12 protein-coding genes are annotated in these 12,105 nt (G+C 31.2%); 2 read left to right on the top strand and 10 right to left on the bottom strand.

Annotation, left to right across the window (positions count from 1 at the left end; translation table 11 throughout):
- A partial coding sequence (locus ACH2BG_RS12950; protein WP_395048111.1) for a ParA family protein occupies nucleotides 1-95 on the bottom strand: 95 nt, incomplete at its 3' end.
- 220 nt (nucleotides 96-315) lie between these two features.
- Complete coding sequence (locus ACH2BG_RS12945; protein ID WP_395048110.1) at nucleotides 316-1,197, bottom strand: SDR family oxidoreductase; 882 nt, start codon at nucleotides 1,195-1,197, stop codon at nucleotides 316-318.
- Between the two features lie 169 nt (nucleotides 1,198-1,366).
- Between ACH2BG_RS12945 and ACH2BG_RS12940 the strand changes: the two genes are divergently transcribed.
- Together ACH2BG_RS12940 and ACH2BG_RS12935 are read left to right on the top strand one after the other, a co-directional pair.
- The gene (locus ACH2BG_RS12940; RefSeq protein WP_395048109.1) at nucleotides 1,367-1,573 is read left to right on the top strand and encodes a helix-turn-helix domain-containing protein; all 207 of its coding nucleotides are present in this window, start codon (nucleotides 1,367-1,369) and stop codon (nucleotides 1,571-1,573) included.
- Nucleotides 1,566-3,545 (top strand): DUF2075 domain-containing protein, encoded by a 1,980-nt coding sequence (locus ACH2BG_RS12935; RefSeq protein WP_395048108.1) that lies wholly within the window; start codon nucleotides 1,566-1,568, stop codon nucleotides 3,543-3,545. The genes ACH2BG_RS12940 and ACH2BG_RS12935 overlap by 8 nt, the downstream gene beginning before the upstream one ends.
- 83 nt (nucleotides 3,546-3,628) lie before the next feature.
- Here the strand turns inward: ACH2BG_RS12935 and ACH2BG_RS12930 are convergent, their stop codons facing one another.
- The 8 genes from ACH2BG_RS12930 to ACH2BG_RS12895 form a co-directional block, all read right to left on the bottom strand.
- The gene (locus tag ACH2BG_RS12930; protein ID WP_395048107.1) at nucleotides 3,629-4,210 is read right to left on the bottom strand and encodes a transposase; all 582 of its coding nucleotides are present in this window, start codon (nucleotides 4,208-4,210) and stop codon (nucleotides 3,629-3,631) included.
- A gap of 132 nt (nucleotides 4,211-4,342) precedes the next feature.
- Nucleotides 4,343-6,466 (bottom strand): methylmalonyl-CoA mutase, encoded by a 2,124-nt coding sequence (scpA, locus tag ACH2BG_RS12925; RefSeq protein ID WP_395048106.1) that lies wholly within the window; start codon nucleotides 6,464-6,466, stop codon nucleotides 4,343-4,345.
- A 4-nt stretch (nucleotides 6,467-6,470) separates the two neighbouring features.
- Nucleotides 6,471-6,923: a hypothetical protein gene (locus ACH2BG_RS12920; protein WP_395048105.1), complete on the bottom strand. Its 453-nt coding sequence runs from the start codon at nucleotides 6,921-6,923 to the stop codon at nucleotides 6,471-6,473.
- A 5-nt stretch (nucleotides 6,924-6,928) separates the two neighbouring features.
- Nucleotides 6,929-8,296, bottom strand: coding sequence for a methylmalonyl-CoA mutase subunit beta (locus ACH2BG_RS12915; RefSeq protein WP_395048104.1), 1,368 nt, complete (start codon nucleotides 8,294-8,296; stop codon nucleotides 6,929-6,931).
- A 36-nt stretch (nucleotides 8,297-8,332) separates the two neighbouring features.
- Entirely contained in the window at nucleotides 8,333-8,659 is a 327-nt protein-coding gene (locus tag ACH2BG_RS12910; RefSeq protein WP_395048103.1) for a septum formation initiator family protein, read from the bottom strand.
- A 109-nt stretch (nucleotides 8,660-8,768) separates the two neighbouring features.
- A complete protein-coding gene (udk, locus tag ACH2BG_RS12905; RefSeq protein ID WP_395048102.1) occupies nucleotides 8,769-9,377 on the bottom strand; it encodes a uridine kinase in 609 nt (202 codons plus the stop codon).
- Nucleotides 9,378-9,424: 47 nt separating this feature from the next.
- Complete coding sequence (locus ACH2BG_RS12900) at nucleotides 9,425-10,648, bottom strand: hypothetical protein (protein ID WP_395048101.1); 1,224 nt, start codon at nucleotides 10,646-10,648, stop codon at nucleotides 9,425-9,427.
- Nucleotides 10,641-12,105: DUF2339 domain-containing protein (locus ACH2BG_RS12895; RefSeq protein ID WP_395048100.1), on the bottom strand; the 1,465-nt coding region annotated here is incomplete at its 5' end. The genes ACH2BG_RS12895 and ACH2BG_RS12900, both read right to left, overlap by 8 nt.

Here is a 12,105-nt window from a genome sequence, read left to right as displayed (position 1 = left end):
TGTTCTAAAACACCTAGAGATGCTGCTAAATTTATAGATGTTGTGGTTTTTCCGACACCACCTTTTTGATTAGCAATTGCAATGATTTTACCCATTTTGTTTTTGTAAATTTGAGTCGTAAAAATACAATTTTTTATGAGTTTAGGAAATCTTATTTGTTAACAAAATCCGAAAGTTTAGATTTCAGATTTCAGGTTTCAGATTTTGGATTAAAAAGTATTGATTTTATTCACTTATATTGATAAAAAAAGCCAGAATAAAAGATTTTATCTGACTTTGTTATTTTTTAATCTGAAAACTGAATTCTGTAATATACTATTTATTCTTCTTTGCTTTAATCATCATTTCTAACTGATCCCAAAGTTCTTTAGGAATGGCAGATAAATCGTTAAATTGTCCAGCACCTTGCAACCATTCGCCACCATCTATAGTTACAACTTCACCATTTATGTATGCTGAAAAATCAGAAACTAAATAAGCAGCTAAGTTGGCTAATTCTTGGTGTTCACCATTTCGTCGCAACGGAACTCTCTTTGAAGTATCAAATTTTTCGGCAAGATCTCCAGGCAATAATCTGTCCCAAGCACCTTTTGTAGGAAATGGTCCAGGCGCAATAGCATTCATACGGATTCCGTATTTTGCCCATTCTACTGCTAAACTTCTAGTCATGGCAAGAACACCAGCTTTTGCCGTAGCACTTGGCACCACATAAGCAGAACCTGTCCAAGCGTAAGTAGTCACAATATTTAATACATTACAATTGGTTTGTTTTGTATCTATCCAATGTTTTCCGAAAGCCAAAGTACAGTTTTTTGAACCTTTTAGCACGATGTCTATTACGGTATCAAAAGCATTTGCTGATAATCTTTCGGTAGGAGAGATGAAGTTTCCTGCGGCATTGTTTAACAAAACATCTACACGACCAAAAGTTTTTAGAACTTCTGCCAACATCGCTTCTACTTGGTCATAATGACGCACATCACATTGCAAAGGCAAGCATTTTCCGCCTGTTTCAGTTTCTAATTCTTTGGCTGTATTCTGCAATTTTTCTAGATCACGAGAAGTAATGGCAACTTTTGCCCCTAATTCTAGAAAATATTTTGTCATGGCTTTACCCAAGCCACTTCCGCCACCAGTTACTACAATTACTTTGTCTGAAAGCGCATTATCACGAAGCATTTTTGCTGAAAAATTCATAGTTTTTTATTTTGATTATCAAATGTAGTAAAAATATTTATTATGCACGCATAGTACATTTGTTTTTTGTAAAACTTTTATACAAAAATAATTGAGATTTAATTTTTTTATCAAAAAAAGCAGACAATACTCCGTTGCAATATAATCAACAATTTGTAAAATTTGTTTTATGAATATTAAACAAAAAGTTGGACTCAAAATTAAAGAGTACAGGAAATTAAAAGGTTTTTCTCAAGAAAAGCTTGCAAATTTATCAGAAATTGACAGAACCTATTTACCAACAATTGAAAAAGGAGAACGAAACGTTTCAATTGAAATACTAGAAAAATTGGCAAAAGCTTTAGAAATAAGTATTAAAGACTTTTTTGATGAATAGGGCTTATTATTCTAATTTTATTAATGAATTTGTTAATGAAAACGAAGAAACTATTTATGGTAAAATTTCGGGAAATTATGATTTGAATAAACTTTCCATTCAACAAGCTAATGCTTGGAAAAGCCAAATTCATATTTTAAGAAATGTATTGTCATCTTTTACAGGTAAAATTTATTTTGAATTTACAATCCCAAGAATGGGGAAACGAGTTGATAATATTTTAATTATTGATAATTGTATTTTTGTCTTAGAATTTAAAATAGGCTCGGATATTTATGATAAATATGCTATAAATCAAGCTTTTGATTATGGTTTAGATTTAAATAATTTTCATGAAGGAAGTCATAATAAAGTTATTATTCCAATTCTAATAGCAGATAAAGCTAACGAAATTGTTAATTCATATCATAAAAGTATTGATAATTTGTATGAAACAATTTTAGCAAATTCTGAAAATTTGATTGACGTTATAAAAACCACATTATTTAATTTCAATAATCACGAAAATCTTGATTTTGAATATTGGGAGAACTCAACTTATAAACCAACTCCAACCATAATTGAAGCAGCAACTGCGTTGTATAAAAAGCATAATGTTGAAGAAATTTCAAGAAGTGATTCTGGAGCTGAAAACCTATCGGTAACTTCAAATTGTATTTCAAATATTATAGATTATTCAAAAACAGAGAATAAAAAATCAATTTGTTTTATAACTGGAGTTCCTGGAGCTGGAAAAACATTAGCAGGATTAAATATTGCTAATTTAAGATCTAATTATGAAAAAGAAGAACATGCCGTTTTTCTTTCGGGAAATGGGCCATTAGTTGATGTTTTAAAAGATGCATTAACAAGGGATAAGGTCAAATCTGCTAAAGAAAACAACCAATTAATTACAAAAGATTCAGCAAAAAATGAAGTAAAATCATTTATTCAAAATATTCATCATTTTAGAGATGAATATACAAAAGATAAAAATGCTCCAATAGAGAAAGTAACAATTTTTGATGAGGCACAAAGAGCTTGGACCAAAGAACAAGCATCAAATTTCATGAAAAGGAATAAAGGTATTTCTGATTTTAATAAATCTGAACCAGAATTTCTTATTGAAGTTATGGACAGACATGAAACTTGGTGTACGATTGTTTGTTTAATTGGTGGTGGACAAGAAATTAATACTGGAGAAGCTGGTTTAGAAGAATGGATTAGGCCATTTGAAGAAAAATTCAGTGATTGGGATATTTATTTTTCTTCAAAAATTATTGAAGATAATAATTATATAAAAGATAAAAATGCATTATCAATTTTAAAAAATAGAAATGCTATTAAAAAAGATGAATTGCATTTATCTGTCTCGTTAAGATCATTTCGAAGTGCTAAATTATCAGATTTTATTCAAGAAATAATTAATAATGATATTGAAAAATCAAAAAAGATATATTTAGAATTTATAAAAAATGAATATCCAATAAAGATAACTAGAGATTTAGGAAAAGCTAGAAAATGGTTAAATAGTAAAACTAAAGGTTCTGAAAGAAGCGGAATTATTGCATCATCAGGGGCAATAAGATTAAGACCATTTGGGCTAAATGTAAAAGCAAAAATTGATGCGCCAATTTGGTTTTTAAATGATAAAGATGATATTCGTTCTTCTTATTTTTTAGAAGAAGTTGCAACTGAATTTGATATTCAGGGCTTAGAATTAGATTGGACTTGTGTTGCTTGGGATGGAGATTTATTTTATGATAATCAGCAGTGGAATTATAGAAAATTTAAAGGTACTAAGTGGCAAAATATAAATAATAGTAATATAACTAGTTATTTAATTAATTCATACAGAGTATTGCTAACAAGAGCAAGACAAGGAATGATTATTTATATTCCTAATGGTAATGATGAAGATTTAACAAGGCCAAAATTCATGTATGATGGGACTTATGAATTTTTTGTTCGTCTTGGTATTCAAGAAATTTAGTTTTCTATTATAAAAATTTAATGTGGTTTCTACACCTGACAGGTTTTTAAAACCTGTCAGGTATTTACTTCCTCAACTAAAATTTAAATTCCTAATATTGTTTCAATCGAAAAATCATTACTTTTTAATTCATGAACATATTTGAAATTTTCTATATCTTCAAATATTTCAATAACCTCTTTTCGTCTAAGTTTTGTTGGTTTATCTGAGAGGCAAGTAATATAAGAACTCCAAGGGTAATTTAAAGGATGGTCGCAAATATTATGATGTACAGGATTATTGTGAATGTATGCTATAACATTCTGAAAATATTTATTATGATTTATTTCTTTTCTCCTAAAAGGTCTTTCAAAAAGAGAGCCATGTCTGTTATAACTTTTGTTAAAAGCTTTTGTATAAGCATTAAATAAATTTGAAAACGATTGTGAAGGTTGGATTTTCTTTTCAGTATCTAACTCGTCAACATCTTTTATTCTAACTAAAAAATGAAAATGATTTTTCATTAAACACCAAGCATAAGTTTCGACTATCGGGTCAATGTGTGTGTCATATAATCTTAGAAAATATTCATAATTATCATTTTCTTTAAAAAGTATATCACTATTTATTCCTCGATTGTAAATATGATAATATTTCCCGTTTTCTAGTGGCTGAAAGTTTTGCATTTAATTTAGTTACAGGTTTTCAAAACTATTTTATTTTTTAAAATTATTTTCAATCAAATAAATACTATTTTGATCGTTGTAATTTTCTACACCTGACAGGTTTTTAAAACCTGTCAGGTGTTTCATATGTAGTTATTCCCCAATCAAAACTTCCAAAATACTTATCGCAGCTTCACTAATTTTTGTTCCAGGACCAAAAACTGCAACTGCTCCGGCATCGAATAAATATTGGTAATCTTGTGCGGGAATTACACCACCCACAATAACCATAATATCTTCACGACCGTATTTTTTGAGCTCTTCAATGACTTGCGGTACCAGTGTTTTATGTCCAGCGGCAAGTGAAGAAACACCAAGAATATGCACGTCGTTTTCTACGGCTTGTTTGGCAGCTTCGGCAGGCGTCTGGAATAAAGGACCTATGTCGACATCAAAACCAACATCGGCATAACCTGTGGCGACTACTTTTGCGCCACGATCATGTCCGTCTTGTCCCATTTTTGCAATCATAATTCTAGGACGACGACCTTCTTTTTTGGCGAATTCGTCGGCTAGTTGTTTTGCTTTTTCAAAACTTTTGTCGTCTTTTATTTCTTTGCTATACACGCCACTAAATGTTTTAATTTGTGCTTTGTATCGTCCGAAAACGGTTTCTAATGCGTCCGAAATTTCGCCTAAAGTGGTTCTGTTTCTAGCAGCTTCTACCGCTATTTCTAGCAAATTACCTTCGCCAGTTTGTGCACAAAGTGTTAGTTTTTTGAGTGAATCTTGAACTTTTTCGTTATCACGAGTTGCTTTTATTCTATCTAATTGTTCAAGTTGTTGTTTGCGAACCATCTGATTGTCTACATCGAGAATATGCAACGGATCTTCTTTTTCTAATCGGTATTTGTTTACGCCTACAATAATATCTTGACTAGAATCGATACGTGCTTGTTTTCTGGCTGCGGCTTCTTCGATACGCAATTTAGGAATTCCGGCTTCGATGGCTTTTGTCATGCCACCTAATTCTTCGACTTCTTCAATGAGTGCCCAAGCTTTATCGGCTATTTCGTTGGTTAAACTTTCTACATAATAACTACCGGCCCAAGGATCGACAGTTTTACAAATTTTAGTTTCTTCTTGTATGTATATTTGAGTGTTTCTGGCAATTCGCGCCGAAAAATCTGTTGGTAAAGCAATGGCTTCATCAAGCGCATTGGTGTGTAACGATTGTGTTCCGCCAAAGGCTGCTGCCATGGCTTCTATAGTGGTTCTCGCCACATTGTTAAACGGATCTTGCTCTGTTAAACTCCAACCTGATGTTTGGCAATGTGTTCTTAAAGCTAATGATTTATCATCTTTTGGTTCAAATTGTTTGACTAGTTTTGCCCAAATCATTCTTCCTGCACGCATTTTGGCAATTTCCATAAAATGGTTCATTCCTATTGCCCAGAAAAATGATAGGCGAGGAGCAAACTCATCGATTTTCATTCCTGTTGAAAGCCCTGTTCTAATATATTCTAAACCATCGGCAAGTGTATAAGCCAATTCAATATCGGCAGTAGCTCCCGCTTCTTGCATGTGATAACCTGAAATAGAGATAGAGTTGAATTTCGGCATTTTTTTGCTCGTAAATTCAAAAATATCAGCAATGATTTTCATGGAAGGCGTTGGCGAATAGATATAGGTATTTCGTACCATGAACTCCTTTAGAATATCATTTTGAATTGTTCCCGAAAGTAATTCTGGTTTTACACCTTGTTCTTCGGCAGCAACGATATAAAATGCCATGATTGGTAATACGGCACCGTTCATAGTCATAGAAACCGACATTTCGTCTAGTGGAATTTGGTCGAATAATACTTTCATATCTTCTACCGAATCTATGGCAACTCCTGCTTTTCCTACATCTCCAACGACACGTTCATGATCAGAATCGTAACCTCTGTGCGTTGGTAAATCGAAAGCTATAGAAAGACCTTTTTGTCCAGCTGCTAGATTACGGCGGTAAAAAGCGTTACTTTCTTCGGCAGTCGAAAATCCTGCATATTGACGAATAGTCCAAGGTCGGCGAACATACATGGTTGCGTAAGGACCGCGTAAATTTGGCGCAAAGCCAGCTCCAAAATCAAGATGTTCGAGATTTTTGGTGTCTTGTTCGGAATAATCGGATTTAACTTCAATTCCTTCGGCTGTTAGATAGCTTTTACCTTTTGCCGCTTGGTTTTTGGTTTCTACCTTTTCTAATGAAATATGTTGAACGTTTTTACGCATTACTTTATTCAATTATTTTGAATGTGCTTCGTTGTTTAATATAGGTTTTGTTGCCATTACCAATGAGTCCGCCAACAACTGTTGTTCCGGCTCCTGCGGCAAATAATGAAAAAGCAGTTCCGTTTCCGAAAGCCGCTGCAACACCTGATCCTGCTACTAATCCCAATCCTGTTCCTAAAATAATATTTTTTAGGGTTCTTCCTTTTTTAGGAAAATATTTGATACTGTTTATATTATCAATTTGTATAGGAACGCCATTTACAGCAATACTTTCAGCATTTTCGAATGTTAGGATTCCAACTAATTTTTCTCTTTTTACAGTAGTAACTTTTACACGTTGTGCTTCTTGAAAAAGAATAGATTTCCCCGTTTGGGTGTTAGTTACTTCTAATTTTTTTGTTTGAGAAAATGTATTCAGTGATACAAATAGTATTATAAATGATAAGATAGTTTTCATATGCTTTATTTTTCGGTTTCTAATCTTTCTTGTTCCATTTTTTCTGCCAATCTTTTTTCGATAATTGGTGTGATTAATGTTTTTCTCGGTTTTATTTTTACAAAAGGAAATAACTCTAAATCATGACTCATTTTGTCATTTTTGTTCGGGTATTTATTAGTTCCCAAAAGAACTTCTTTCCCAGAATCGAATAATTCTTGCTCTTTTTGAGCGCTTTCTTGGATTTTTTTCTGAATATTTCCTTCTTTCAGTTGCTTCAATAATCCTCCATTTGCTTCAATTTCTTTGAATAAAAGTAATGATTTTTCGGCAAGTTGTGCTGTTAAATTTTCTATATAATAAGTTCCGTCAGCTGGATTGTTTACAATATCAAAATAGCTTTCCTTTTTTAATATTAACAATTGATTGCGAGAAATCCTGTCGCCGAATTCGTTGTCTTTGTGGTAAATAGCATCATAAGCTAAATTTGCAACGGCATTTGCACCACCCAAAATGGCACTCATACATTCAGTCGTGGTGCGTAACATATTGGTATTATAATCGTATAATGTTTTGTTACGTTTTGTTGGTGTTGCAAGGATATGACAATCGAAATTATGGTTGTACTCTTTGCTTAACGTATTGAAAAGTAGTCGTAAAGCTCTTAGTTTTGCAATTTCGAAAAAATAATTTGTTCCTACCGAAATTTCAATAGTTATAGGTTGATTGATATTTTCAATATGATTGAAATATTCGTTTGTATGTGCTAATGTATAAGCCAATTGCTGCACCATATTAGCGCCACTATTTTGATATAATGTGGCGTTTATATTAATGAATGATACATTTTTGCATTCTTTTGAAACTGTATTTAAAACTTCAAAATTATCTTTTGTTTCACTTTCAAACCAGTTTCCGTCGGAAGCGAGTTGGTGAATTGGATCGACCAAGCAATGAATTATTGCATTTTTAGAAAGTGCAATTTCGTTTACTTTTTTGATGAAATTTACCGAAAGAAATTTTAAGTTTAGATATACAGGAATTTTATCAATTGTTATTTCCGAAAGTAGTTTTGTGATATCTAAATCCTCGTTTTCAATAGTGAAACGTACACTTTCTGCTCCACGAGTAATTGAATCATTTGCTTTGCGAATGGATTTTTCGATATCGAAAACAAAAATATTCTGAACTATTTTTGCGTTTGAAGCTTCAGTAATAATATTTGTTGTTTTATAATCTTCGTCTTTGTGATAAAATGGTTTTACCTTAATTCCTTCTGGACTTTCCCAAACTAAAGTATCATTATAATCTGCACCTTTTAGTTCAAATTGAATTTGTTGTTTCCATTGTTTTGAGGAAAGGGAATCGAAATCGTTGAATAAATTGGTTTCCAAAATGTTGTGATTTATGGTTGTAAGGTTGTCTTTTATCTATTGTTTTTTTTCTAAAGTATCTCCTTCAAATTCGATGATGTATATGTCTTCGCTGTCTTTTTTCATATAGTATTTTTCGCGAGCATATTTTTCTATTTGGGCAGGATTTTTTAGTTTTTTTATTTGGTCTTTGTCTTTTTTTATTTCTTCTTGATAATAGATTTTATTGTCTTCGAGCTCGTTTATTTCTTTGTTGAGAACGCGATGATCTAGATAGGAATAATTGTCTAGAAACAATATCCAAGTTACAAAAAACACTGATACAATAACATACTTATTGAGTAGGATTTTGTATGGAATTTTGTTTTTGAATGGATTGTTCATTTTTACTGGTTTTTAGCCCCGATAGTAGTGGAAATCCTTTTTATTTTTCCTTTAAAAATAAAAAGATTGCAACGGATAGTGGGAAATAGCTCCTAAAAATACTAATTATTTATGAGATTCGTTGGTTTATTACTGCTCTTACCACATCGATAGCGACGGTGTTGTATTTGTCGTTTGGAATGATAATATCGGCAAATGCTTTTGTTGGCTCGATAAATTGCTGATGCATTGGTTTTAGTGTGGTTTGGTATCGGTTTAAAACTTCTTCCATATCACGACCACGCTCGGCAATGTCACGTTTTAGACGGCGGATTAGTCGTTCGTCGGAATCGGCATGAACAAATATTTTTATATCGAATAAATCACGTAATTCAGGGTTTGTTAGGATTAAAATTCCTTCAACAATCATTACTTTTCTTGGATGAGTAGAAATGGTATCGTCTGTTCTATTGTGTTTTACAAACGAATATACAGGTTGGTCTATTGTTTTTCCTGCTTTTAAATCTTTGAGGTGTTGTACTAATAATTCGAAATCGATTGCTCTTGGATGGTCGAAATTTATTTGTGAACGCTCGTCGTAGTTCAGGTTTTGAGTTTCTTTATAGTAGGAATCTTGAGAAATAATTCCTACTTCGGTATCTGGTAACTCGTTCATGATTTGATGAACTACGGTTGTTTTTCCTGAACCTGTTCCGCCTGCAATTCCTATAATGAGCATAAGTGTGTCTTTTAATGGAGCAAAAATAGGAATTTATCTTTTCATAATTAAGTTTTGTTATTCATATCTTTTGCTAAACTTGTTGCAAAATGGGCAATGGCAATTCCTCCTACCAAAATGCAAAGCCACATAAACCATGATTCTTGCCAAAAAGTTTTATTTGCTGCAATTTCAGGGTTATTTTTAATTTTTTTGGTTTCAATAATTTGAGCTTCGGGTAATTTTGCAGAAATGTTACTTTTGAAATTTTCTAAATCGTATTGCGGTGTGTTTAAGTCTTTGTTTCCTGTTGTAATAGTATAATTCTCGTTAGCTTTTAAATCGGAAATTATATAAATCGGAATTTGAAAAAATTGTATATTAGAAATAGTTAGTGGCTGATTGTCTTGATTTTCTATTTCTATAAAAAGTTCTTTTTCGAAAACCTGTGAAATATCAAATGTATTATTTGTTTCAGAATTTAATTCGAAACTAGCCAATTGTTCTTGGTAGTTTTCAAATTTATGTTTTATTTTTCGAGTTGATTTTTTGTATAAAAACACATTTCGTTTGTAAAGTTTTGGGTTCGAAATTGTAAATGAAACCTGGTTTATAATTTGAGAATTGTCAAAATTAATTCGAATTTTCGTTTTCTTTTCTGTTTTAAGTTCTGTTACAGATTTTGATTTATAAGAAACATTGAGTAATGTTTCTTTTGAAGTTTTACTATTAAAAAAACCAACATTTAATATGTTTATTGGAAGTGTTTTTTTGTCGTTGAAATCTATTTTTAAATATTTATAAAAACAAGTTGGAATAGAAATTGTAGAAAATCCAGATGAAGATTCTTCAGGATATCCAGGTGACAAAAAAGCATTGTTTACTAATCCGAACCATTTTTCGTTGTCTATACTTCCGCTAATGCTATATGGTTTTGTAATGTTTGAGTTGGCAATTTCTAATATTACTTCGTTGATGGTCGACTTTGGATTTTCGAAAACCAAAACCGTGTTTTTCTTAGGGACAACTGTTTTAGAAATAATTTTATACACTACAAATTGGATGTTATCAGACTGATTGTTTTTGGTCTCAAAATAATAAGGAACTTCATTTTTTTTGCTATCAAAAATTCTAAAATCACTCAAATCATCATTGGATAATGAACGAAGTTCTGTAGGTAAAACTAGTTTGTGTAAACCATCTTTTTTGTCAAATTTTATTTTTGCTGTTGCAATGTTATCTTGCGCAAACGATAAATTGGCTATAAATAATAGTATAAAAAACTTATTCATTCTCATCAATTTTGTTTGTTTCTTTAGATTCTTCTGTCTTTACATCATCAATAACCAAAACTTTTATTTTTTGATATACAAATGATATAATCAAAATTAAAACTCCTAATAATATGAATGCAATGATTTTTCCAGTTTCGGAAACATTACTAATATCGTATACAAATAGTTTTACTACAGTTAATCCTAGTAATGATAATGCAATTATTCGTATGGTTTTGTTTTGTTCTTTTATTCCAATAATCAAGAAAATAAAGGCTAGAAATCCCCATAAAATAGGAAAACTAGCTTTCCATATTCGAGTTCTTGCATCTGAAATGAAATCGTAGGAAATCAGACTACGTAAATATTCAATATCCATTTTGTAATCTGCGTACAAAGGACTACTTTTTATATCTTTTAGAGTAACTGGCGAATTCATGATTACTAATCCGTGAAGCATTATTTCGGTACTAGCTAAAAATATAATAAAGAAGGCCGCAATCCAGATAAAAATGTTTTTATTAAAGAATTCAGAAATAACTTTATCTTTTTCCATTTTGTATAATTGGTATCCAAAATAAATAATGATTGCCAGCGAAACATAATGTAAATAAAAAGCAATTCTTTGATGAATCCCGCTACTAATATATTGTTCGTGTTCGGCAAAAGCGTAATTTGAAAACCAAAATGTAAATAGAAAAATATTTGCAATGGCAATAATTGTTGCAAAATTATAACCAAATTTTGTTTTATTCTTTAATAGAATGTAAGACAATGCGGCAAGAAATAATAAGTGGTAAACTATTGGAAATGCAATAGCCGAATCTGGATTCCGAATATAATCGTCAGCTTGATAACTAACTTCGATAATTCCTACAAAATAGCTAAGAATAATTCCTATTAAGAAAGTAAGTTTTTTGTAATTTTCTGGATTGAAAGTAAGTCCAAACTGCTGATAGTTTTCGGTTTCATTTTTTAATAAATAATAAACAGCAAATAATGATCCTATAGCGAATAATCCTGTTATGAAAATTGGGTTAACTATAATGTTTAGAACATTATTACCTCCATAAATTTTCTCCCAATCCATTATTAAGCTAATAAGCATTAAAAAATGTACAATTATCGAAGCAAAACGATAACTGGTTGTTTCAGATTTTTGTGCTAACCAAATAAGTAAAACAGCTTCAACAGCCCAAAACAAAGTAATATAATGTCCGTTAAACTGAATAGGAATTGCAAGTGTTACAAATGTTAGTGTAAGACCAATTAGTAAATAAATTGCCGTTTTGTCTAACCCAAATTTCTTGTATAAGAACCAAGCGTATGTTAAGTTTAAGAGTGCAACAATTGTAGTAAATAAACCTTTTAATTCGGGATGATAATTAGATAAAATTACCATTCCAGCACCATAAAATAAGAAAGTATTTGCTGCTAAAAGTGATAATTGTATTTTAGAAAAAACACCTTTAGTT

The organism is Flavobacterium sp. (genome assembly GCF_043779715.1).
Lineage (GTDB): Bacteria > Bacteroidota > Bacteroidia > Flavobacteriales > Flavobacteriaceae > Flavobacterium.
Note: the sequence above shows the minus strand (reverse complement) of the source record. Positions and strands in the feature narration are given on the sequence as shown.

Excerpts from the sequence above, each read along its gene's own strand:
- ACH2BG_RS12945 (WP_395048110.1), bottom strand. The coding sequence starts at position 1,197 with ATGAATTTTTCAGCAAAAATGCTTCGTGATAATGCGCTTTCAGACAAA.
- udk (WP_395048102.1), bottom strand. The coding sequence starts at position 9,377 with ATGCTCATTATAGGAATTGCAGGCGGAACAGGTTCAGGAAAAACAACC.
- scpA (WP_395048106.1), bottom strand. The coding sequence starts at position 6,466 with ATGCGTAAAAACGTTCAACATATTTCATTAGAAAAGGTAGAAACCAAA.
- ACH2BG_RS12935 (WP_395048108.1), top strand. The coding sequence starts at position 1,566 with ATGAATAGGGCTTATTATTCTAATTTTATTAATGAATTTGTTAATGAA.
- ACH2BG_RS12940 (WP_395048109.1), top strand. The coding sequence starts at position 1,367 with ATGAATATTAAACAAAAAGTTGGACTCAAAATTAAAGAGTACAGGAAA.
- ACH2BG_RS12910 (WP_395048103.1), bottom strand. The coding sequence starts at position 8,659 with ATGAACAATCCATTCAAAAACAAAATTCCATACAAAATCCTACTCAAT.
- ACH2BG_RS12920 (WP_395048105.1), bottom strand. The coding sequence starts at position 6,923 with ATGAAAACTATCTTATCATTTATAATACTATTTGTATCACTGAATACA.
- ACH2BG_RS12900 (WP_395048101.1), bottom strand. The coding sequence starts at position 10,648 with ATGAATAAGTTTTTTATACTATTATTTATAGCCAATTTATCGTTTGCG.
- ACH2BG_RS12930 (WP_395048107.1), bottom strand. The coding sequence starts at position 4,210 with ATGCAAAACTTTCAGCCACTAGAAAACGGGAAATATTATCATATTTAC.